This is a genomic window from Streptomyces cyaneofuscatus (assembly GCF_033109485.1).
Lineage (GTDB): Bacteria > Actinomycetota > Actinomycetes > Streptomycetales > Streptomycetaceae > Streptomyces > Streptomyces cyaneofuscatus.
The window spans coordinates 4,570,488-4,592,490 of record NZ_CP137002.1; the positions used below are offsets into that span (position 1 = coordinate 4,570,488).

Annotated in this window: 21 protein-coding genes; 11 read left to right on the top strand and 10 right to left on the bottom strand. The window is 71.5% G+C overall.

Translation table 11 applies throughout. The features are described from left to right. The first annotated feature begins 129 nt into the window (after positions 1-129). The 4 genes from tilS (at position 130) to folE (ending at position 4,915) form a co-directional block, all read left to right on the top strand. Positions 130-1,260: a tRNA lysidine(34) synthetase TilS gene (gene tilS, locus R2B67_RS20200; protein WP_317819999.1), complete on the top strand. Its 1,131-nt coding sequence runs from the start codon at positions 130-132 to the stop codon at positions 1,258-1,260. Between the two features lie 98 nt (positions 1,261-1,358). Continuing rightward, the gene (gene hpt / locus R2B67_RS20205) at positions 1,359-1,898 is read left to right on the top strand and encodes a hypoxanthine phosphoribosyltransferase (RefSeq protein ID WP_032754715.1); all 540 of its coding nucleotides are present in this window, start codon (positions 1,359-1,361) and stop codon (positions 1,896-1,898) included. Positions 1,899-2,084: 186 nt separating this feature from the next. Continuing rightward, positions 2,085-4,145 (top strand): ATP-dependent zinc metalloprotease FtsH, encoded by a 2,061-nt coding sequence (gene ftsH / locus R2B67_RS20210; protein ID WP_317820001.1) that lies wholly within the window; start codon positions 2,085-2,087, stop codon positions 4,143-4,145. A gap of 164 nt (positions 4,146-4,309) precedes the next feature. Then, positions 4,310-4,915: a GTP cyclohydrolase I FolE gene (folE, locus tag R2B67_RS20215; RefSeq protein WP_317824913.1), complete on the top strand. Its 606-nt coding sequence runs from the start codon at positions 4,310-4,312 to the stop codon at positions 4,913-4,915. A 52-nt stretch (positions 4,916-4,967) separates the two neighbouring features. Here the strand turns inward: folE and R2B67_RS20220 are convergent, their stop codons facing one another. From R2B67_RS20220 to R2B67_RS20245, 6 genes are all read right to left on the bottom strand, one after another. Next, positions 4,968-5,459, bottom strand: coding sequence for a DUF3180 domain-containing protein (locus R2B67_RS20220; protein ID WP_128848571.1), 492 nt, complete (start codon positions 5,457-5,459; stop codon positions 4,968-4,970). 76 nt (positions 5,460-5,535) lie between these two features. Beyond that, complete coding sequence (gene folK / locus R2B67_RS20225) at positions 5,536-6,147, bottom strand: 2-amino-4-hydroxy-6-hydroxymethyldihydropteridine diphosphokinase (protein ID WP_076967067.1); 612 nt, start codon at positions 6,145-6,147, stop codon at positions 5,536-5,538. Continuing rightward, the gene (gene folB / locus R2B67_RS20230) at positions 6,144-6,503 is read right to left on the bottom strand and encodes a dihydroneopterin aldolase (protein ID WP_018514312.1); all 360 of its coding nucleotides are present in this window, start codon (positions 6,501-6,503) and stop codon (positions 6,144-6,146) included. The genes folK and folB overlap by 4 nt, the downstream gene beginning before the upstream one ends. Before the next feature lie 222 nt (positions 6,504-6,725). Further along, positions 6,726-7,199 carry a nuclear transport factor 2 family protein gene (locus R2B67_RS20235; RefSeq protein ID WP_317820006.1) on the bottom strand — a complete coding sequence of 158 codons (474 nt, stop codon included), beginning with the start codon at positions 7,197-7,199 and terminating at the stop codon, positions 6,726-6,728. Further along, positions 7,196-8,056 carry a dihydropteroate synthase gene (folP, locus tag R2B67_RS20240; protein WP_455679974.1) on the bottom strand — a complete coding sequence of 287 codons (861 nt, stop codon included), beginning with the start codon at positions 8,054-8,056 and terminating at the stop codon, positions 7,196-7,198. Before folP ends, R2B67_RS20235 begins: the two co-directional genes overlap by 4 nt. A gap of 31 nt (positions 8,057-8,087) precedes the next feature. After that, complete coding sequence (locus R2B67_RS20245; RefSeq protein WP_317820008.1) at positions 8,088-9,911, bottom strand: phosphatidylglycerol lysyltransferase domain-containing protein; 1,824 nt, start codon at positions 9,909-9,911, stop codon at positions 8,088-8,090. Between the two features lie 175 nt (positions 9,912-10,086). On the opposite strand from R2B67_RS20245, the gene R2B67_RS20250 reads away from it, so the two are divergent. Next, the gene (locus tag R2B67_RS20250) at positions 10,087-11,208 is read left to right on the top strand and encodes an alpha/beta hydrolase (RefSeq protein ID WP_317820009.1); all 1,122 of its coding nucleotides are present in this window, start codon (positions 10,087-10,089) and stop codon (positions 11,206-11,208) included. Between the two features lie 9 nt (positions 11,209-11,217). Here the strand turns inward: R2B67_RS20250 and R2B67_RS20255 are convergent, their stop codons facing one another. Continuing rightward, positions 11,218-12,384, bottom strand: a complete 1,167-nt coding sequence (locus tag R2B67_RS20255; protein ID WP_164237637.1) for a betaine/proline/choline family ABC transporter ATP-binding protein — start codon at positions 12,382-12,384, stop codon at positions 11,218-11,220. Between the two features lie 152 nt (positions 12,385-12,536). On the opposite strand from R2B67_RS20255, the gene R2B67_RS20260 reads away from it, so the two are divergent. From R2B67_RS20260 to R2B67_RS20275, 4 genes are all read left to right on the top strand, one after another. Then, entirely contained in the window at positions 12,537-13,337 is an 801-nt protein-coding gene (locus R2B67_RS20260; protein ID WP_109978316.1) for an ABC transporter permease, read from the top strand. A gap of 3 nt (positions 13,338-13,340) precedes the next feature. Then, positions 13,341-14,015: an ABC transporter permease gene (locus R2B67_RS20265; RefSeq protein ID WP_317820011.1), complete on the top strand. Its 675-nt coding sequence runs from the start codon at positions 13,341-13,343 to the stop codon at positions 14,013-14,015. Between the two features lie 66 nt (positions 14,016-14,081). Beyond that, positions 14,082-15,056 carry an ABC transporter substrate-binding protein gene (locus R2B67_RS20270; protein WP_317820013.1) on the top strand — a complete coding sequence of 325 codons (975 nt, stop codon included), beginning with the start codon at positions 14,082-14,084 and terminating at the stop codon, positions 15,054-15,056. 258 nt (positions 15,057-15,314) lie between these two features. After that, the gene (locus R2B67_RS20275) at positions 15,315-16,505 is read left to right on the top strand and encodes a hypothetical protein (RefSeq protein WP_317824915.1); all 1,191 of its coding nucleotides are present in this window, start codon (positions 15,315-15,317) and stop codon (positions 16,503-16,505) included. 74 nt (positions 16,506-16,579) lie between these two features. On the opposite strand, the gene R2B67_RS20280 is transcribed toward R2B67_RS20275, so the two are convergent. Both R2B67_RS20280 and R2B67_RS20285 read right to left on the bottom strand, forming a co-directional pair. Further along, on the bottom strand, positions 16,580-17,722 hold the full coding sequence (locus R2B67_RS20280) for an NADH-quinone oxidoreductase subunit D (RefSeq protein WP_317820014.1): 1,143 nt from the start codon (positions 17,720-17,722) through the stop codon (positions 16,580-16,582). A gap of 41 nt (positions 17,723-17,763) precedes the next feature. Continuing rightward, on the bottom strand, positions 17,764-18,738 hold the full coding sequence (locus R2B67_RS20285; RefSeq protein WP_317820016.1) for an SAM-dependent methyltransferase: 975 nt from the start codon (positions 18,736-18,738) through the stop codon (positions 17,764-17,766). A 96-nt stretch (positions 18,739-18,834) separates the two neighbouring features. On the opposite strand from R2B67_RS20285, the gene R2B67_RS20290 reads away from it, so the two are divergent. Both R2B67_RS20290 and R2B67_RS20295 read left to right on the top strand, forming a co-directional pair. Beyond that, positions 18,835-20,037 (top strand): sensor histidine kinase, encoded by a 1,203-nt coding sequence (locus R2B67_RS20290; RefSeq protein WP_317820017.1) that lies wholly within the window; start codon positions 18,835-18,837, stop codon positions 20,035-20,037. A gap of 54 nt (positions 20,038-20,091) precedes the next feature. Then, complete coding sequence (locus tag R2B67_RS20295) at positions 20,092-20,766, top strand: response regulator transcription factor (RefSeq protein ID WP_018514325.1); 675 nt, start codon at positions 20,092-20,094, stop codon at positions 20,764-20,766. A gap of 62 nt (positions 20,767-20,828) precedes the next feature. Here the strand turns inward: R2B67_RS20295 and R2B67_RS20300 are convergent, their stop codons facing one another. Continuing rightward, positions 20,829-21,941, bottom strand: a complete 1,113-nt coding sequence (locus R2B67_RS20300) for a DUF5937 family protein (RefSeq protein WP_317824916.1) — start codon at positions 21,939-21,941, stop codon at positions 20,829-20,831. Positions 21,942-22,003 lie beyond the last annotated feature (62 nt).

Here is a 22,003-nt window from a genome sequence, read left to right on the forward strand (position 1 = left end):
AGGGCATGGGAAGGCGTGCAATGCTCGATGAACAGCTTGCCTCTGTCACCATCGACGCACTCTGAGTGACGGGACTCACGCGTTCCGGCGCTCGACGCTCCTCCCGAACCTCCATGAAGGGCACCGGACATGGGTCCCCATCCTGCGGTCGCGGCGATACGCCTGGCGGTCCGCCGCGTACTCCACGACGTCCTCACCGAATTCCACCGTCACGGCGGCCCCGGCGGCCTCGACCGCCCCGCCCACGAGGCCGGGCGCCCGACGCCCGCCGCCTCCCGCTACGCCGAGGCCGGCCCGGCGGGAAGCACGCTGCTCCCCGAACGCCCCGCCCTCCCCGACCGGCCCGCCGCCCCCCTCGTCCTCGTCGCCTGCTCCGGCGGCGCCGACTCCATGGCGCTCGCCTCGGCCCTCGCCTTCGAGGCCCGCAAGCTCGACGTCCGGGCCGGCGGCATCACCGTCGACCACAACCTCCAGCCGGGATCCGGCCTCCGCGCCGCCGAGGTCGTCACCCGGCTCGCCGCCATGGACCTCGACCCCGTCGAGGCCGTCGCCGTGCACGTCGGACGCGAGGGCGGCCCCGAGGCCGCCGCCCGCGACGCCCGCTACGCCGCGCTGGACGCCGCCGCCGAACGCCACGGCGCCGCCGCCGTGCTCCTCGGCCACACCCGCGACGACCAGGCCGAGACCGTCCTCCTCGGCCTCGCCCGCGGCTCCGGCATCCGCTCGCTCTCCGGCATGGCCGCCGCCTCCGGACCGGCCGGCCGCTACCGCCGCCCCTTCCTCCAGCTCGACCGGCAGACCGCCCGCAAGGCCTGCCTGGTCCAGTCGATCCCCGTCTGGGACGACCCGCACAACATCGACCCCGCCTACACCCGCTCCCGGCTCCGCCACGAGGGCCTGCCCGCGCTGGAGAAGGCCCTCGGCAAGGGCGTCGTCGAAGCCCTCGCCCGGACGGCCCAGCTCTCCCGCGACGACGCCGACGCCCTGGACACCTGGGCCGCCGAGGCCGAGCTCGCCGTACGCGACGAGACCGGCGGCCTGGAGTGCGCCAAGCTCTACGTCCTGCCCCCCGCCGTACGCCGCCGGGTGCTGCGCCGGGCCGTCATCGAGGCCGGGGCGCCGGCCGGCTCCCTCTTCGCTCGCCACCTCGAAGAAGTCGACCGCCTGATCACCGGCTGGCGCGGCCAGCGGGCCATCAACCTGCCCGGCCGCGTCGAGGCCCGACGGCAGGGTGGCAGACTGGTCATTCGGCAGAGCTGACGCGCGAGCGGCCAGCCGCAGGCGAACAGCCGGGCCGGGCCCGGGGCACACCCCCGGGCCCTGCAGGCGAGAAAGAGACGCGGGTGAACGAGAAGGACATGGGCAGCGACCTCCAGTCGGTGCTCCTCACCAAGGAAGAGATCGACGCGAAGCTCGTCGAGCTGGCCGCGAAGATCGACGCGGAGTACGCGGGCAAGGACCTGCTCATCGTCGGCGTCCTCAAGGGCGCGGTGATGGTCATGGCGGACCTGGCGCGCGCGCTGTCCACCCCCGTCACGATGGACTGGATGGCGGTCTCCTCGTACGGGGCGGGCACCCAGTCCTCCGGTGTCGTGCGGATCCTCAAGGACCTGGACACCGACATCAAGGGCAAGCACGTCCTGATCGTCGAGGACATCATCGACTCCGGTCTGACGCTGTCCTGGCTGCTGTCCAACCTGGGCTCCCGGGAGCCGGCATCGCTGGAGGTCTGCACCCTGCTGCGCAAGCCGGACGCCGCGAAGGTCGCGATCGACGTGAAGTGGATCGGCTTCGACATCCCCAACGAGTTCGTCGTCGGCTACGGGCTGGACTACGCGGAGAAGTACCGCAACCTCCCGTTCGTCGGCACGCTCGCCCCGCACGTCTACGGCGGCTGACCCCCGGGGAACCCTGGCCGCCCGCGGGCCGTTGAAGCTTCGAAAGCGGGTTTCTCCGCCGCACGCAGCGGTCGCGGGCCTCCTTGCTGGGGTACCGTCCGAAGAGCACTCTTTTCCAACAGAGCTTTCAAACACAGCAGCATTTACCTACGGGCAGGAGGGACGGGGCGTCTTCGCTCCGTATGGATGGACGTGAAGCGATACTTCCGTGGGCCGGTCATGTGGATCGTGCTGGCCGTCCTCGCCGTGGTCGTGTTGATGCAGGTCGTCGGCTCGTCGGGCGGCTACAAGACGGTGGACACCGCCAAGGTGATCCAGGCGATCAGCAAGGACCAGGTGGAGCAGGCCAAGCTGACCACCGGTGACGAGCAAATTCTCAAGATCGAACTTAAGGACGGCCAGAAGCTTGCCGGCGAGTCCGGCACCAAGTTCCAGGCGAGCTACATCGGCAACCAGGGCGTCGAGCTCGCCGACACGCTCCAGCAGAAGTTCGAAGCGGGTGACATCGAGAAGGGTTACACCGTCTCGCCGTCGAAGCAGTCCCCGTTCGTCTCGATCCTTCTCTCGCTGCTGCCCTTCGTCCTGATCGTCGTCGTCTTCCTGTTTCTGATGAACCAGATGCAGGGCGGCGGCTCCAAGGTCATGCAGTTCGGCAAGTCCAAGGCCAAGCTGATCACCAAGGACACCCCGAAGACGACCTTCGCCGATGTGGCGGGGTCCGACGAGGCGGTCGAGGAGCTCCACGAGATCAAGGAGTTCCTCCAGGAGCCGGCCAAGTTCCAGGCCGTCGGCGCCAAGATCCCCAAGGGCGTCCTGCTCTACGGGCCGCCCGGTACGGGCAAGACGCTGCTCGCTCGCGCCGTCGCCGGCGAAGCGGGCGTGCCGTTCTACTCGATCTCCGGCTCCGACTTCGTCGAGATGTTCGTCGGTGTCGGTGCCTCCCGGGTGCGTGACCTCTTCGAGCAGGCCAAGGCGAACGCCCCGGCGATCGTCTTCGTCGACGAGATCGACGCCGTCGGCCGGCACCGCGGTGCGGGCATGGGCGGCGGGCACGACGAGCGCGAGCAGACGCTCAACCAGCTGCTCGTCGAGATGGACGGGTTCGACGTGAAGGGCGGGGTCATCCTGATCGCCGCCACGAACCGCCCGGACATCCTCGACCCGGCCCTCCTGCGCCCGGGACGCTTCGACCGGCAGATCGCGGTCGACCGCCCCGACATGCTGGGCCGGCTGGAGATCCTCAAGGTCCACCAGAAGGGCAAGCCGGTCGCGAAGGACGTCGATCTCGGCGCTGTCGCCCGCCGGACGCCCGGCTTCACCGGTGCCGACCTGTCGAACGTGCTGAACGAGGCCGCGCTCCTGACGGCGCGCAGCGACAAGAAGCTCATCGACAACGAGAGTCTCGACGAGGCCATCGACCGCGTCGTGGCGGGCCCGCAGAAGCGGACCCGGATCATGTCCGAGAAGGAAAAGAAGATCACCGCGTACCACGAGGGCGGACACGCCCTGGTCGCGGCGGCCTCCCCCCAGTCGGACCCGGTCCACAAGATCACGATCCTCTCCCGCGGCCGCGCCCTCGGTTACACGATGGTGCTCCCGGAGGAGGACAAGTACTCCACGACGCGCAACGAGATGCTCGACCAGCTGGCGTACATGCTGGGCGGGCGCGCGGCCGAGGAGCTGGTCTTCCACGACCCGACCACCGGCGCGGCGAACGACATCGAGAAGGCCACGGCGACGGCCCGCGCGATGGTCACGCAGTACGGCATGACGGAGCGGCTCGGCGCCATCAAGTTCGGCGGCGACAACTCGGAGCCCTTCCTGGGCCGCGAGATGGGCCACCAGCGCGACTACTCGGAAGAGGTCGCGGCGCTGGTCGACGAAGAGGTCAAGAAGCTCATCGAGACCGCCCACAACGACGCGTGGGAGATTCTCGTCGAGAACCGCGACATCCTCGACGCCCTCGTGCTCGAACTCCTGGAGAAGGAGACGCTCGGCAAGGACGAGATCGCGGAGATCTTCGCCCCGATCGTCAAGCGTCCCGCCCGCCCGGCGTGGACCGGCTCCGCCCGGCGCACCCCGTCGACGCGGCCTCCGGTGCTTTCCCCGAAGGAGCTGGCCCTCACCAACGGCGCCTCCACCGCCAACGGCTCGGCCACTCCGCCGGAGATCGCCCCGGCGACGGACCTCTCCAAGGACATCGCCCCCTCCACGGAGGCGATCCCCGAGGACCGTCCCGAGAGCTAGACCCGCACCGCATCCCGGTGAGACCTCCGTCACGGGGGTCTCACCAGGTCCGGAATGGATGCCGCGCCCCCCAGGTTTTAGCCTGTGGGGGCGCGGCTTTTCCGTATGCCTGCGATGTCCACGTGCGATCCGCGCACGGGGCAGCCATGAGGAACGAGGCACAGATGACCGACCCGGTGACGCTGGACGGCCAGGGATCGATCGGCGAATTCGACGAGAAGCGGGCCGAGGCGGCCGTACGCGAACTGCTCATCGCCGTCGGAGAGGACCCGGACCGCGAGGGCCTCAGGGAGACGCCGGGGCGGGTGGCGCGGGCGTACAAGGAGATCTTCGCGGGCCTGTACCAGCAGCCCGAGGACGTCCTGACGACCACGTTCGACCTGGGTCACGACGAGATGGTGCTGGTCAAGGACATCGAGGTGTTCAGCACCTGTGAGCATCATCTGGTGCCGTTCAGGGGCGTTGCGCACGTCGGCTACATCCCGGCGGCCACCGGAAAGATCACCGGTCTCTCCAAGCTGGCCCGGCTGGTGGACGTCTACGCCCGCCGCCCGCAGGTCCAGGAGCGGCTGACGACCCAGATCGCCGAGTCCCTCATGGCGATCCTGGAGCCGCGCGGAGTCATCGTCGTCGTCGAGTGCGAGCACATGTGCATGTCCATGCGGGGGATCCGCAAGCCCGGCGCGAAGACCCTCACCTCCGCGGTGCGCGGCCAGCTCCGCGACCCCGCGACGCGCGCCGAGGCGATGAGCCTCATCATGGCGCGCTGACACGGCCTGACGGCCGACTCCGCGAACCCGACGGCACGGGCCCGGCGCCGCTCTAGGCGGTTGCCGTGCCTGTGCCGTCGTGGTTGTTCTCGCCGTCCTCGGGGAGGCGGCAGACGCGTTCCAGGAAGAAGGCGGCCGCGATGACGCCGATGCCCGCCACCACCGCCGCGCCGGCGTAGATGGCCTGGTCGCGGCGGGGTGGGACGTCGAGGAAGCTGAGCAGGAAGACGCCCGTGCCGCCGTACATCCCGGCGACCAGGGCGGTGACCAGGGCGCTCGCCTGGCCGAAGACGACCGCCCGGGCCGCCATCAGGGGTTCGACGCCCTTGGCGCCGGGGCGGCGCTCCCGCTGGGCGCGGAGGCGGGTGCGGATGGAGAGGGCGGTGGCCAGGAGGATCACCGCGATCACGGCGAGCACGATCGAGGCGGCCAGCGGGACGCTCGGGAGGGTGCCGAGGGAGTCCCAGAGGCGGGCGCCGCCCCAGGAGAGGACGCCGGCGGCGGCGAAGAGGCCCGCCAGTACCCCGAGCCGTAGTTGCTTCACCGCGTGAGCCGCCCTTCGTCGCCTGTGTCCCGAGCCCGCCTGCTGTTCCTGAGCTCGTGCCCGTCGAGCCTAACGATTACTCCGGCAGGCGCAGTTCCAGGTCGGCGCGGGGCAGGACGCCTTCGCGGCCGACCCCGGCGAGCAACTCGGCGACCGGGCCGGCGCCGGGGAGCTGGGCCTCGGGGTCCACGTCGTGCCAGGGGGCGAGGACGAAGGCCCGCTCGTGGGCGCGGGGGTGGGGGAGGGTGAGCACCGGGTCGTCGGAGAGGACGTCGGCGTACGCCACGATGTCGACGTCGATGGTGCGCGGGCCCCACCGCTCCTCGCGGACCCGGTCGAAGGCCTCCTCGACGGCCTGGCCGCGCTCCAGCAGGGAGGCAGGCGGCAGCGTCGTCTTCACGAGGATGACCGCGTTGAAGTAGGAGGGCTGGCTGTCGGCCGCGACGCCCCAGGGCTCCGTCTCGTAGACCGGGGAGACGGCTTTGACCCGCAGGCCCGGGGTGTCCTCCAGCGCGTCGACGGCGCCCTGGAGGGTCTCCAGCCGGTTGCCCAGGTTGGAGCCCAGGGCGATCACGGCCATCTTGGGGTTGGAGAGGGTGACGTCGGCGGCGTCCACCTGCTTGACGACGGCGGCGGGCACCGGCTGTACGGTCGGGTCGCTCTGCCCCTCGGTGGAAAACGCAGTCATGCTCGGCTCCGAATGATGGTGATGGTCACGTCGTCGAAGGGGACGGTGATCGGTGCGTCCGGCTTGTGCACCACGACCTCGACCTCCTGGACACCTTCGTGCTTCAGGCACTGCTGGGCGATGCGCTCGGCGAGCGTCTCGATCAGGTCGACCGGCTCGCCCGTCACCACCTCGACGACCTCCTCGGCCACCACGCCGTAGTGCACGGTGCGGGCCAGGTCGTCGGTGGCTGCCGCGGGGCGGGTGTCGAGGCCGAGCACCAGGTCGACGATGAAGGTCTGGCCCTCTTCCCGTTCCTTGGGGAAGACGCCGTGGTGCCCACGGGCCTTGAGGCCGCGCAGCGCGACACGATCCACGCGAATCACTCCTGCTGTCGTTGGTCCAAGAGGCACCCGGCCGCGTGCGGGCGGCAAGGTGCCTTCTTTCGAATCTACCTGCGAGCACCGACCGTGCTCGCCCGTGGGGGCCATGGGCAGCGCCTCACGGGGCTGGTAGCCGCCCATACCCCGCGGTCGTGGACTCCAACCCCTGCCGGACCCCTGCCCACTCGGGAGAGTGGCGAGTGGCTGCCCGTCGCGTCAGGAGGGCGGTTCCTCGTCGTCGTCCTCGTCGGTCTCCGCCAGGACGGGCGAGCCGTGGTGGGACCAGAGCTTCCAGCCCTCGGGCGTGCGCCGGAACACGTTCGTGGCGACGACCAGCTGGCCCACTAGGGGTCCCAGGGCGTTGCCCTCCTCGGCCGGGCCGCCGCTGAGGATGTTCTCGGTGCAGGTGACCAGGGCGGTGTCGCCGGTCATCGCGACGTTGACGTCGGTGAGGAAGAACTGGATGTACTCGGTGTTCGCCATGATCAGCGCGTAGCTGCGGAGCACGTCGCCCCGCCCCGTGAGCACCGGCCACCCCGGGTGGACGCAGGAGACGGTGAGGTCCTCGCCCGGCAGCCAGAGGCCGGCGAGGACCTCGTGGTCGCCGCGTTCCAGGGCTTCGTAGAAGGCGGTGTTGGCCGTCTCGACCTCCGCGATGTCGGCGGCGGCCGACGCGTGGTCCTCGTTCACGCGGCTCCCTCGACGGCGCGGGCGACCCGTACGGCGTCGGCGGTGGCCCCCACCTCGTGGACGCGGACCGCCCAGGCCCCGGCCCGGGCGGCGAGGGCGGAGACCGCCGCGGTCGCCGCGTCACGTTCGCGGGCGGGCGGCAGGGTGGCGCCGGGGCCGGCCAGCACATGGCCGAGGAAGCGTTTGCGGGAGGCGGCCACCAGCAGCGGGCGGCCCAGTGCGTGGAGCTCGTCGAGGTGCGCGACGAGGGCCAGGTCGTGGGGGGCGTTCTTCGCGAAGCCGAGGCCGGGGTCGATCACGACGCGTTCCGGGGCCACGCCGCCCGCCACCACCGCGTCCATCCGCTGCCGCAGCTCGTGGAGGACTTCGGCGACCACGTCCTCGTACGCCGCGCGGCTGTTCATCGACTCGCTGAAGCCGCGCCAGTGCATCACGACGAACGGGACCCCGGCGGCGGCGACGGCCGGGATCATCTCCGGGTCCGCGAGGCCGCCGCTCACGTCGTTGACCAGGACGGCCCCGGCGGCGACGGCCTTCTCGGCGACGCGCGCGCGCATGGTGTCCACGGAGACGGTGACGCCCTCGGAGGCCAGCCCCTTCACGACGGGGATCACCCGCCGCAGCTCCTCCGACTCGTCCACCCGGCTGGCACCGGGGCGGGTCGACTCGCCGCCGACGTCGACCAGGTCGGCGCCCTCGGACACCAGGTCGAGGCCGTGCTTGACCGCGGCCGTGGTGTCGAACCAGCGGCCGCCGTCGGAGAAGGAGTCGGGCGTCACGTTGACGACCCCCATGACCGCACAGCGGTCCCACTGAGGCAGTCCCTGTACCGTGCCGCGCTCGCGCAACGTACTCATACGACCAGCCTAGGCCCCGCAGGGCCGCCCCCTACGCCGCACGTACCTCGTGCTCCTGGGCCGTACGCAGTGTGTGGCCGCAGGGGCGCCGGCCGCGGGAGCGGAACGGGCGGGGCAGCGAGACGTTCACGAACCCCTCCGCCTGCATCGCCGCGATCCCGATGCGCGGCAGCTCGCGGCTGGTGCGGAAGACCACGAAGCGGGGCTCCCAGCGGGGCTTGAACTTGGCGTTGAACTTGTACAGCGACTCGATCTGGAACCAGCGGGAGAGGAAGATCAGCAGCCCCCGCCAGCAGCGCAGCACCGGCCCGGCGCCGAGCCGCTCACCTCGGGCCAGCGCCGAGCGGAACATCGCGAAGTTCAGCGAGACCCGGGCGACGCCCAGCTTCCCGGCGGCCTGGAGCGAGGCGACGATCAGCAGCTCGTTCATGCCGGGGTCGGCCGAGCGGTCGCGGCGCATCAACTCCAGGGACATCCCGTCGCGCCCCCACGGGACGAAGTGGAGGACGGCCTTCAGGTCGCCGTGCGGTCCGTCATCGGTGCCGGGCAGGTGCGCGGTGGCGATCACGCAGTCACCGTCGGCGGGGTCGCCGATCCGGCCCAGCGCCATGGAGAAGCCGCGCTCGGTGTCCGTGCCGCGCCAGTCGGCGGCGGCCCGGCGGATGCGCTCCAGCTCGGTGGGGCCGATGTCACGTGCTCGCCGGACCCGGGTCTCGTAGCCGTTGCGTTCGATACGCCCCACCATCTGGCGTACGTTCCGCATGGCCCGCCCGGCGAGGGAGAAATCCGCGACATCGACCACCGCCTCGTCGCCCAGCTCCAGGGCGGTGAGTCCGGTCTCGCGGGTCCAGACCTCGCCGCCGCGCTCGCTGCACCCCATCACGGCCGGGGTCCAGGAGTGCGCCTTCGCCTCGTCCATGAAGCGTTCGATGGCGCCGGGCCAGGCCTCCACGTCGCCGATGGGGTCGCCGCCGGCCAGCATCACCCCGGAGACGACCCGGTAGCAGACGGCGGCCTTGCCGCTGGGGGAGAAGACGACGGCCTTGTCGCGGCGGAGCGCGAAGTGGCCGAGCGAGTCGCGGCCGCCGTGCGTCGCCAGCAGCGCCCGCAGCCGGCTCTCGTCGTCCTCGGTGAGCCGGGCGGCCGGGTGTTCGGGGCGGAAGGCGAGGTAGATGGTGGTGACGGCGGTCAGCAGGCCGAGCGCGCCGAGCGAGTACGCCACGGTCCAGCTGGTCCGCCCGGCGTAGTCGACCGGGCCCTCGACGCCGAACAGGCCGTACAGCACGTGCTGGAGCCGGTCCGCGATGGACGGGTCGCCGACGACGCGGCCGGGGTGGACGGAGACGATGACCAGCCCGAGCGCCAGCGAAGAGGCCCCGAGCAGTACGAAGTTGGCCAGCGCCCGCCAGCGGCTGCGCGGGTCGGGCAGGGCGCGGAACTGGTTCCGGTGCCGGACGAGCAGGTAGCAGAGCGTCAGGGAGACCAGCACACCGACGATCGAGTGCCGGTACGCGAACTGCGCCACGGCCCCCGCCGGAAGCAGCACCACCGCAGCCCGCCAGGCCCGCCGCTTGTGCCGCTTCAGCCCGTGCGCGAGCAGGAGCAGCAGCACGCCGGCGCTCAGCGAGAGCGCGGCGGCGAACGGGCCGAGCGCCCCGGGGAGCACCTCGGCGAGGGTGTGCATCCGGCTGTGCCGGAAGCGGGGGAAGACACCGGCCGCGACGTCGATCAGTCCGACGACGGTGCAGGCGGTGCCGACGACGACCGGGACGGATTCGGGGCGGGGGCCGCGCAGAAGCCGCCTCATACGCTGCGGAACCGACACCGATTTATCCCCATCTACCGTGACAGACATCGCTTCCGTGGCTCCAGATGAGATTGCGGATTCCGTGAGTCCGTCGGCGGTGGCCGTTCCGGACGATGTGCTCCCTCTAGGACGGGGGCCGGGTGGAGAGGGTTCATCCACATTCCGGAAATTTCCGCTCGGAAGCGTGGCGGATAAGTAGCGAAAACGCAGAGAAAGCTCACTCATGGGTCTCACCAGCAAGGTAGTTCTGGCGGTCGTGGCCGCCTCGGCCGTGGCGTTGTTCGCCGCCACGGTCTGGCTCTGGCCACGCCTGGCCCGGCGGAGCGCCGCCGCCGTGACGGGCCGGGTCGGGCTGCTGCTGGCGACCCAGCTGACGCTGTTCGCCTCGGTCGGCCTGGCGGCGAACAACGCGTTCCTCTTCTACGGCTCCTGGGCCGATCTCTTCGGCCAGAAGCAGGAGCTGGGCGTGGTCAGCGACCACACGGACGGAGGGCCCGGCTCACGGAACATGACGCGGATCGGCACCCAGCGCCCGGACGTGCCGGGCGGCGGGGTGCCGTCGGCGGGCGGGCGGATCGACAAGGTGGTGGTCTCGGGGCGGCTGTCGGGGATCGAGTCACCGGCGTACGTCTATCTGCCGCCGGAGTACTTCCGCAGCGAGTACGCGAAGAGGACGTTCCCGGCGGTGGTGGTGCTGACCGGATACCCGGGGACGGCGGAGAACCTTCTCAAGGGCCTGCGTTATCCCCGGACGGCGCACGAACGCGTGAAGGCGGGCAAGGCGCAGCCGATGATCCTGGTGATGCTGCGGCCGACGGTGGCGCCGCCCCGGGACACCGAGTGCGTGGACGTTCCTAAGGGGCCGCAGACGGAGACGTTCTTCGCGAAGGACCTCCCGGAGGCGATCAGCCAGTCGTACCGGGTCGGGAAGCAGGCCCGTAACTGGGGCATCATCGGCAACTCGACCGGCGGCTACTGCGCGTTGAAGATCGGGCTGCACCACCCGGACCGGTACGCGGCGAGCGCCGGGCTCTCCGCGTACTACAAGGCGGCCGAGGACCCGACGACCGGGGACCTGTTCCACGGGAAGCAGGAGCTGCGCGACCGTGCGGACCTGATGTGGACGCTGGAGAACCGGCCGCCGTCGGGCGGTTCGTTCCTGGTGACGACGTCACGGCAGGGCGAGGGGAACCTGCGGAGCACGATGAGGTTCATCGACAAGGTGAAGGCGCCCGCCCAGGTGTCCTCGATCGTGCTGGACAGCGGCGGGCACAACTTCACGACCTGGCGGCGGGAGATCCCGCCGGCGCTGGATTGGCTGAGCGGGCGCCTCAGCGCGCAGTGAGGGGCCGGGTCATGCGCTGGCGACCGTCTCCACCGCCACCTCCGCGCGCGGTACGGCCTGCGCGTCGGCGTCGATCGAGCGGCGCAGCGCCTCGTGCAGCCGGGCGGGGGTCAGCACGCCGAGGAAGCGGCCCTCGCTCTCCTTGTCGATGACCGCGATCCAGCCCGCGTCGTGCTGGAGCATGGTGGCGAACGCCTGCTTGAGCGGGGCGCCGAGCGGGAGCCAGGCCTCCATCCGGCGGGCGTGCTCGCGGACGGTGCCCTTCGCCGCGGTGGCCGCCTCGGCGGGGATCCAGCCGTGCAGGTTGTCCCGGCCGTCCAGGACGACCGCCCACCGCGCGCCTTCGGAGCGGAGGCGTGCGGTGGCCTCGGCGAGGGAGTCGTCGAGGTGGACGACCGGGGGCTGGTCGAGGTCGCTCTCCTCGATCGGGGTCACCGAGAGTCGCTTGAGCCCGCGGTCGGCGCCGACGAAGTCGGCCACATACGGGGTGGCGGGGGCGCCGAGGACGGTGGCGGGGGAGTCGAACTGCTCGATGCGGCCACTCCCGTAGACGGCGATCCGGTCGCCGAGGCGGACGGCCTCCTCGATGTCGTGGGTGACGAAGAGGACGGTTTTGCGGACCTGGGCCTGGAGTTTCAGGAATTCGTTCTGGAGCCGTTCGCGGACCACCGGGTCGACCGCGCCGAACGGCTCGTCCATCAGCAGGACGGGCGGGTCGGCGGCCAGGGCGCGGGCCACCCCGACGCGCTGGCGCTGTCCGCCGGAGAGCTGTTCCGGATAGCGGTCGCCGTAGACGGAAGGGTCGAGTCCGACGAGGTCGAGGAGTTCGGCGGCGCGTTCGCGTCCCTTTCCGCGCTTCCAGCCCAGGAGGTGGGGGACGGTCGCGGTGTTCTCCAGCACCGTCTTGTGCGGGAAGAGGCCCACCTGCTGGATCACATAGCCGATGCGGCGGCGGAGTTCGACGGGGTCGACGGCGGATATGTCCTCCCCGTCGAGGAATATCGTGCCCTCGGTCGGTTCGATCAGCCGGTTCACCATCTTCATGGTGGTCGTCTTGCCGCAGCCGGAAGGTCCGACGAGCGTGACCAGTTCACCCTCGGCGACCTCGAACGAAAGGTCGTCGACGGCGGTGGTGCCGTCCGCGTACCGCTTGGTGACGTGCTCGAAACGGATCATGATTCCCCATTGTGGAGGGCGTTCTGTGAAGGGCGTGTTGCCGGAATGCGACAGCCCTCCGCGATTGTCAGTGGTCGAGGATAGGCTCGCCAGTCATCAGTTCGATCCGGGGAGATCCGGGCAGACGAGGGAAAGCAGGAGGTGGGGGCCGGATGGCCGCAGGAAACTGCCTGGCGACGAACGACTGGATCTGCGGCGAGTATCTGCGCTCCCGCAGCCAGGAGTTGACCGACGCCACCGTGCAGCACATCGGGATCACGGTCGTCTCGGTGCTCATCGGGCTCGCGGTCGCCTTTCCGCTGGCGCTGCTCGCCCGCCGGGGCCGCGGCTTCGCCGGACCGGTGCTCGGGCTGACGACGATTCTCTACACCGTGCCCTCGCTGGCGATGTTCTCGCTGCTGCTGCCCCTGTTCGGGCTCTCCGCCGCGCTCGTCGTCACGGGCCTGGTGCTCTATTCGCTCACCATCCTCGTACGGAACATCCTCGCCGGCCTCGAAGCCGTCCCCGAGGAGGCCAAGGAGGCCGCCCGGGGCATGGGGTACGGGCCGGGCCGGCTGCTGTGGGAGGTGGAGCTCCCGCTCGCGCTGCCCGCGCTGATGGCGGGGCTGCGCATAGCCACCGTGTCGACGGTCGCGCTGACCACGGTCGGCTCGCTCGTCGGCAAGGGCGGCCTCGGCAACCTCATCGAGGACGCGCTGCCGAGCTTCTTCAAGGCCCAGGTGCTCGCCGCCTCCGTGCTGTGCGTGCTGCTCGCGGTCACCGCCGATCTGCTGCTGCTGGGCCTCCAGCGGCTGCTGACGCCCTGGACGCGTATCCGGGCGGCGACGGGGGATACGGGTACGGGTGCGGGCGGCGCGGACGGTTCCGGCGGCCCGGGCGGTGCCACGGAAGGATCCGGCGGCTCCGGCGGTCCGGCGGGCATACCCGCCCCGGCGAAGGTGGAGGCGGGCTGACCCGTGGGAGTCATCGGCGAAGCCTGGACCTGGCTCACCACCGGGGCCAACTGGTCGGGCGACGGCGGAGCCGCGCACCGGCTCGGCGAGCATCTGTACGTCAGCGGGGTCGCCCTCGCGATGGCCTGCGCCATCGCCCTGCCGCTCGCCCTCTACCTGGGCCACATCGGCAGGGGCGGCGCGCTCGCGGTCAACATCTCCAACGTGGGGCGGGCCATCCCGGTCTTCGCGGTGCTGGCCCTCTTCATGCTCACGCCCCTGCGCAACTCCGGCTACTGGCCCACGATCATCGCGCTGGTGCTGTTCGCCATGCCGCCGCTGCTGACCAACGCCTATGTAGGGATGCGGGAGGTGGACCGGTCCGTGGTGGAGGCCGCCCGGGGCATGGGGATGTCCGGCGGGCAGCTCTTCGTCCGGGTCGAGCTGCCGCTCGCCTACCCGATGATCATGACCGGGCTGCGCTCCGCCGCCGTCCAGGTCGTGGCCACCGCCTCGATCGCCGCCATGGTCGGTCTCGGCGGTCTCGGCCGGATCATCACCGCCGGGTTCAACACCTACGACACCGCTCAGGTCTTCGCGGGCGCGATCCTGGTCGCCGCCCTGGCCCTGCTGGTGGAAGGGGTCCTGGTGGCGCTGGACCGGGTGCTGTCACCGCTGCGCCACCGCCGGACCGCGTGAGCCACCCGGCGCCCCCCTCACCCCCCCTTTTTCGGTCACCTTTTTCAGTTCGGACGGAGAACAGACATGAGCAGGACCTCGCGGATAGCCGGAGCGGTCATCGGCATCGTGGCGCTGACAGGGTCGCTCGCGGCCTGCGGCGGCGACAGCCTGGAAAAGGAGAAGGGCGGCGGCTCCGGCTCCTCCGGCGGCGACAGCAAGAAGGGCTCGCTCGTCGTCGGCTCGGCCGCCTTCACCGAGTCCAAGGTGCTCGCCGAGCTGTACGCGCAGATCCTGGGCGACGCCGGGTACAGCACCTCGATCACCACGGTGAAGAACCGTGAGCTGTACGAGCCCTCGCTGGAGAAGGGCGAGATCGACGTCGTACCCGAATACGCCGCCACGATCACCGAATTCCTCAACGCCAAGGTGAACGGGGCGGAGAAGGCCCAGAACGCCCCCCTCGCCTCCGGGGACGCCGCCGCCACGGTCGCCGCCCTGGAGAAGCTCGCGGAACCGCTGGGCCTCAAGGTGCTCCCGGCCGGGAAGGCCGTCGACCAGAACGCCTTCGCGGTCTCCAAGGAATTCGCCGAGAAGAACAAGCTCAAGACCCTTTCCGATCTCGGAAAGTCGAAGCTCAAGGTCAAGATCGCGGCGGGCGACGAGTGCGAGGTGCGGCCCTTCTGCGCACCGGGTCTGAAGAAGACGTACGGCATCGACGTCACGGGGATCGACCCCAAGGGCGTCGGCACCCCGCAGTCCAAGCAGGCCGTGCGTGACGGCAAGGTCGAGCTGGTCCTGACGACGACCACGGACGCGGTGCTGGACGGGCTGGTGTTCCTGGAGGACGACAAGAAGCTCCAGAACGCCGACAACGTCCTGCCGGTCCTCAATGCCAAGGACGCGGGCGCCCCGGAGATCGCCGCCGCGCTCGGAAAGCTCACCGACACCCTCACCACGGAAGACCTCGCCGAGCTGAACCGCAAGGTCGACGCCGAGCGGGCGAAGCCCACCGACGTGGCGAAGGAGTATCTGGAGTCGAAGGGCCTCCTCAAGAAGTAGGCGCCGTCAAGAAGTAGGCACCCTCGGGAAGTAGGCACCCTCGGGAAGTGGGCGCCTCAGGAATCAGCGCCTGATCGAGGGGTGTTCTTGATCAAAAAGCAGGGTGCTTCGGGGGCCGTCAGGTAACCGGCGGGGAAAGATTGCCGGGCGGCCCCCCAAGTAGCGCGCACACACGGTAAATTTCAGGCCATGCCACGTGGACGCCACCGCCATTCGCCACCCCTTCACAGAATCCTGCCGCCCTCCGTGGTGGCGGGAGTGTCGGTCGTCGGTGCTTCCGGCGCCTGGTTCCTCGCCGAACCCCTCGCCCTGCGCGGCCTGGTGGCCGCCGTGGCCGCCGCCGCCCTGACCGGCGCGTATCTGATGCGCAGCTGGGACCGGGCCGCGGGGTTGCAGGTCGCCGAGCTGACGCGGGCCCGCACCCGTGACGAGTGGCGGGCCGAGGAGCGGATAGCCGAGCTGGAGCAGGATCTGGAGGAGTCGCGCGAGCTGCGCACCCGTCTGGAGACCAAGCTCCGCCGCAAGCGTGTGGAGCTCGCCGGACTGCGCGGCGAGCACGCGGGCCTGCTGCGCCGGTACGCCAACGCCGAGACCGAGCGGGCCAGTGCGCTGGAGGGCCGTCGGCAGCTCGCCATCGAGGCCGCCGCCACCCCCGCCGAGCTGCCCGCCGGACGGTCCACGCCGACCCCGGAGGCGTACCGCCGTGCGGACGAGGCCCTGCTGAACCTCACCCGCAACGCCGCACTCCAGGAAGCGCGCCGCGCGGAAGCGACCGCCCGTGCCATCGCCGGTGACCAGGGCGTGGACGGGGAAGGCCCGCAGGGGAAGGACGCGGCGGCCCCCGGGGCGGGCGAGCACCACCAGCACCGCCGCCCGTCGACCACCCCGCCCGCCCCGGCCGCGCAGTCCCCGGCCGACGCGGAGTCAACGGCCGACACGGAGTCCCCGGACGCGCCGGCTTCGAGCTCCCCGGCTCCGGACGCCCCGGCGGCCGGTCCCGAGGCCATCGGCGTACCGGCGATGAAGGCCCCGGCCCCCGCAGCCCCGGCCCCTCTCACGCCGGCCTCCCAGGCCGCCAAGCCCCAGGCCCTCGGCGCCCGGCCCCAGCCCCCGGCTCTCGCCGCCCGCCCCCCGGCCTCCACCGCGCCCGTGCACGTACCGCGTACGGTCCCCGCCGCCTCGGCCGTCGTGCCGTATGCCGCGGCCCGCCGCCATCTGGTCCCCCAGGGCAGCTTCGACTTCTTCGGCACCCAGAACGCCCAGAAGGCGAACGCCGCGATCGAGTCCGTGCAGAACGAGGACCTCGCGGACGTCGTCGGCGAGGAGGCGCTCGCCGTCCACCGCACGGGAGCCGTGCAGAACCGGGCCGTGGGCAAGGTCATCGACCTCACCGCGCACGACGAGACCGAGCAGATCGACGTGGCGGAGCTGCGCGGCGCGGTCTCCTAGGAGCTCGCGCGTTCCTATAGCCGCTCGCGCGTTCCTGTAGGAGCCCGCGCGTTCCTACAGGTGCGCGCGCTCTCCTACTTGTCGATGTCCCCGACCACGAAGAAGAGCGACCCCAGGATCGCCACCATGTCGGAGACCAGCGTCCCCGGCAGCAGCTCGGTGAGCGCCTGGATGTTGTTGAAGGAGGCGGAGCGCAGCTTCAGCCGGTACGGGGTCTTCTCGCCCTTGGAGACCAGGTAGTAGCCGTTGAGGCCGAGCGGGTTCTCCGTCCAGGCGTACGTGTGCCCCTCGGGCGCCTTCAGCACCTTGGGCAGCCGCTGGTTGACCGGCCCCGGCGCCAGGCCGGCCATCCGGTCCAGGCACGCGTCCGCCAGGTCCAGGGAGTTGAGGGTCTGCTCCAGCAGGCACTCGAAGCGGGCCAGGCAGTCGCCCTCGGTCCGGGTGACCACCTTCAGGGTGTCCTGGAGCTCCCCGTACGCGAGGTACGGCTCGTCGCGCCGCAGGTCGAAGTCGACGCCCGAGGCGCGCGCGATCGGCCCCGACACCCCGTACGCGTGCACGGCTTCGGCGGAGAGCACGCCGACATCGCGCGTACGGGCCCGGAAGATCTCGTTGCCGAGGACCAGGTTCTCGTAGATGTCCATGCGGGAGCGGACCGAGGCGACGGCGTCCCGCACCCGCCCCGACCAGCCCGCCGGGACGTCCTCCTTGAGGCCGCCGACCCGGTTGAACATGTAGTGCATCCGGCCGCCGGAGACCTCCTCCATCACCGCCTGGAGCTCCTCGCGCTCCCGGAAGGCGTGGAAGACCGGGGTGATGCCGCCGAGTTCGAGCGGGTAGGAGCCGAGGAACATCAGGTGGTTGAGGACCCGGTTCAGCTCGGCGAGCAGTGTCCGCGTCCAGACGGCACGCTCGGGGACCTCCATGCCGAGCATGCGCTCGACGGCCATCACGACGCCCAGCTCGTTCGAGAACGCGGAGAGCCAGTCGTGGCGGTTGGCGAGCATGATGATCTGCCGGTAGTCGCGCGCCTCGAAGAGCTTCTCCGCGCCCCGGTGCATGTAGCCGATGACCGGTTCGGCGTGCTGGATGCGTTCTCCGTCCAGGACGATCCGCAGCCGGAGCACCCCGTGGGTGGAGGGGTGTTGCGGGCCGATGTTCAGCACCATGTCGGTGCTCTCGGCCGCGCCGCCGATGCCGATGGTCGTCTCCGTCATGGGCGCCAGTATCCCCCGACCGGGCCCCGCCGCACCGGCGGTCAGCTCAGCTCCGCCCCCACCCGGTGCAGCAGCCACCCGAAGTCGCCGAGCCCGCCGCGCGCGGTCAGCTCCGCCGCCTCGCCCGCCGCCGCCAGCGCGGTGACGTACGCCGCCGGATCGGTGGCGGCCAGGCTCAGCGGAGGGCGCTCCCCGGAGACCCCCAGCCGCCCGAGCGCCGCCCGCTGGCCGGTGAGTTCGGCGGCCCCCCGGTCCACGGCCGCCGCACATGCGTCCAGCGCCACATGCGCGGTCAGGTCGCAGGACCCGTCCGGCACCGGGAGCACCTCCCGCCCGCCCCGGAACCCGGTCAGCGTCCCGAAGGGCGGCCGGGCGCCCCGTACATGCGCGTAGTCCACCGCCACCGCGAGCCCGGCCTCCAGCGACCCCACCGCCCGCGCCCAGGCGAGGTCCCGGGGCAGCCCGATCTCGGCCCGCTCACCCGGTACGGACAGCGGCCACCACCGCTCCAGCCACGCCGCGTCCGCCCCGGTCACCGGCGGCCCGAGGCGCTCGCCGCCGTCCGGGATCCGCACCTGGACGTACCGGGCGACGCCCTCCCCGTCCACCTCCGCCACGTCCACCGGCACGTTGTCCAGCCACTCGTTGGCGAACAGCAGCCCGCGCACACCCCGAGGCGGCTCGGCGCACCAGACGATCCGGGGATCCAGCCCCGGCGGGCGGGCGGCGACCTCCACCCCGTACGGGACCACCTCCAGCCACTCGGGGGCGGCGGCGAGCACCCCGGTCAGCAGCTCACCGCGCCCGGCCCCCACATCGACCAGGGCCACCGTGCCGATCCCCAGCTCCTGTGCGGTCCGGGCCAGCAGCCCGGCCACGGCCCGCGCGAACAGGGGCGATGCGTGGACCGACGTACGGAAGTGGCCGGCCGGCCCGTCCGGGCTCCGGTAGAAGCCCCCGTCCCCGTACAAAGCGGTCTCAGCCGCCTCCCGCCACCCCTGCCACTCCTCCGTCATATGGGCCAGTCTCCACCTTGGGGAGTACGGTCCCAGGATCTGGATCGACCCTCCGGTTGACCCGGGCACCTATCCGCTGTCCTTACGCTGGGCTACGTGCAGCGCCTTTACGATTTTCTCCGCAGGCACCCGCTGGGCGTCGACGTCTTCTGGGCGGTCTTCCTCCTCGGGCTCTCCGGCATGTCGCTGGTGTCGGGGATGTTCGACGCCGGGCGGGAGGAGATCCTCGCGGTTCCGGTTGCGCTCGGCCTCTCCACGGTCGTGGCGCTGCGCCGGCGCCTCCCCGAGAAGATGCTGCTGCTCGCCATCGCGGTGGGGTTGCTCCAGCTGGTCGGCGACGTCCGGCCGAACATCGGCAACTTCGCGATGCTGGTGATCACCTTCACGGTGGCCACGATCGGGGAGCGCTGGGCCTCCCGCCTCGCCCTGATCTGCAGCCTGAGCGCGGCCACCCTCTCGCAGGTGCGCTGGGAGGCCGAGCCGGGCGGCTCCTGGCCCCAGCAGATCTTCGTGACGGTGATCATGACGGTGCCGTTCGTGCTGGCCTGGGTGATGGGCGACTCGCTGCGGACCCGGCGGGCCTACTTCAGCCAGCTGGAGGAGCGCGCCGCCCGGCTGGAGCGGGAGCGCGAGGCCCAGTCCAAGGTGGCGGTCGCCGCCGAGCGGGCCCGGATCGCCCGGGAACTGCACGATGTCGTCGCGCACAACGTGTCCGTGATGGTGGTCCAGGCCGACGGCGCCGCGTATGTGATGGACGCGGCGCCCGACCAGGCCCGGCAGGCGCTGGAGACGATCTCCTCCACCGGCCGGCAGGCGCTGGCCGAGATGCGGCGGCTGCTCGGGGTGCTGCGGACAGGTGACGCGCCGGAGAGCGGGGAGTACGTCCCGCAGCCCGACGTGGAGCAGATCGAGGACCTGGTCGACCAGGTGCGCCGGACCGGCCTGGCGGTGGACTTCAAGGTGGAGGGCACCGCCCGCCCGCTGCCGAGCGGCGTGGAGCTGACCGCGTACCGCATCGTGCAGGAGGCGCTCACCAACACCCGCAAGCACGGCGGCCCCGACGCCGGGGCCAGCGTCCGGCTGGTCTACTTCGACGACGGCCTCGGGCTGCTGGTCGAGGACGACGGCCGGGGCGCGGCGCACGAGCTGTACGAGGACGGCGGCGCGGACGGCGCCGGGCACGGGATGATCGGGATGCGGGAGCGGGTCGGCATGGTCGGCGGCACGCTGGACGCGGGGCCGCGGCCCGGCGGCGGCTTCCGGATCAGCGCGCTGCTGCCGCTGAAGCCCGCCGACTGACGCCGACGCCCTCGGAGCAACCCCCTACCACCCATACAGGACAGGACAGACCCCATGGCCATCCGCGTGATGCTCGTCGACGACCAGGTGCTGCTGCGCACGGGCTTCCGGATGGTCCTGGCCGCCCAGCCCGACATGGAGGTGGTGGCGGAGGCCGGGGACGGCGCGGAGGCGATCGAGATCCTGCGCTCCACCGCCGTCGACGTGGTCCTGATGGACGTCCGTATGCCCCGCCTGGACGGGGTCGAGGCGACCCGCCGGATCTGCGCGCAGCCGAATCCGCCGAAGGTGCTGATCCTGACGACGTTCGACCTGGACGAGTACGCGTTCTCCGGGCTCAAGGCGGGCGCCAGCGGCTTCATGCTCAAGGACGTGCCGCCGGCCGAGCTGCTCTCCGCGATCCGCTCGGTGCACAGCGGCGACGCGGTCGTCGCCCCGTCCACCACCCGCCGCCTGCTCGACCGCTTCTCCCCGATGCTGCCCAGCAGCGAGAAGGAGCCGAAGAACAAGCACATCCAGAAGCTCACCGAACGCGAACGCGAGGTGATGCTCCTGGTCGCCCAGGGCCTCTCCAACGGCGAGATCGCCGCCCGCCTCGTCCTCTCCGAGGCGACGGTCAAGACCCACGTCGGCCGCATCCTCACCAAGCTGAGCCTGCGCGACCGGGTCCAGGTCGTCGTCCTCGCCTACGAGACGGGCCTGGTGCGCGCGGGCGGCGGGGCGGGCTGAGGGGCTCCCGACAAGCGGGCTGAGAAGCTCCCGGCAACAGGCCCTACCGCTGACCACCGGCCCTACCGCAGCACGCCCTCCAGGAAGTCGCTGCCGATGCGGGCGACGACCGTCAGGTCCAGCTGGTGCAGGACGTAGCGGCCGCGGCGGCGGGTCGTGATCAGGCCCGCCTTCTTGAGCACCGACAGATGCCGGGAGACCTCGGGCGCGGTGATCCGGTGGGAGTCGGCCAGTTCGCCGGTGGTGTACGCGGAGCGGGCCAGGTTGCGGCACAGGCGCATGCGCATCGGGTGGGCCAGGGCCTCCATCCGGAGCTGGAGCAGCTCGACGGAGGCGGGGGCCGGCAGGTCGGGGAGGCGGACCGGGTACTGGATCACCGGCCGCCAGCCCGGTGCGTACACCACCATCAGGTGCGGCCAGCCGAAGCTGCTGGGCATCAGTGCGAGGCCGGTGCCGACGTCCGGGTCGACGGCGGTGGTCCGGGCCTCGGACAGCTTGTCGACGGAGAGCGTGCCCGCCTCCTCGTCCAGGGTCAGGGCGGCGGAGACCGCGCCGAGCGCCTCCCGGACGCCCTTGTGCCGCAGCACCTCCGTCTTGTACCGGGCGTCGGCGGCCAGCTGGACGGAGACCCGGCGCCAGGTGTCCGCGAAGAACGCCTGGTCGCAGTCCTCGAAGAGGCGCCGAATCCAGCGGCGTACGGGGGCGGGGTCGGCCAGCAGCCGCTGGGTGAACCTCACCTGCCGGGGGCCGCGCGCTGCCGCCAGATCCAGGGCGCGGTCCCGCATCGCCGGGTCCGACAGCGGGGAGGCGGCGCCGTCCCCGTACAGACCGGCGCAGGTGAACTCCAGCGCCGTCGTCACGAACCGCTCGTCGTCCAGCCGGTCCAGGATGTCCAGGTCCTCGGCGAGGGTCGCCCCGGGCCTGCCGTCGCCCCCGGGGATTCCGGCGAACGGCATGAAGACGTCGGAGAAGCTGTGCCGCCAGAGGAACTCCGCCTCCAGCAGCCGGTCGGCGAGATCGGGCTCCAGCGCCGACGAGGTCGCGGTGGCCCAGCCGTGCAGGCCGGGGTGGTGGCCGGGCTCGGAGAGCGCGTGCAGCGCGTTCCCCAGCTCCGCGAGCGGGGAGACCGCGAAAACGATGCGGTTGGCGGGCAGGCCGACGATGTCTATGTTCACGCTCACGCGTCCCATGGTGCGGGGTACGGGGACGGGGCGTCGCCCCATTTGACGGCGGCCGT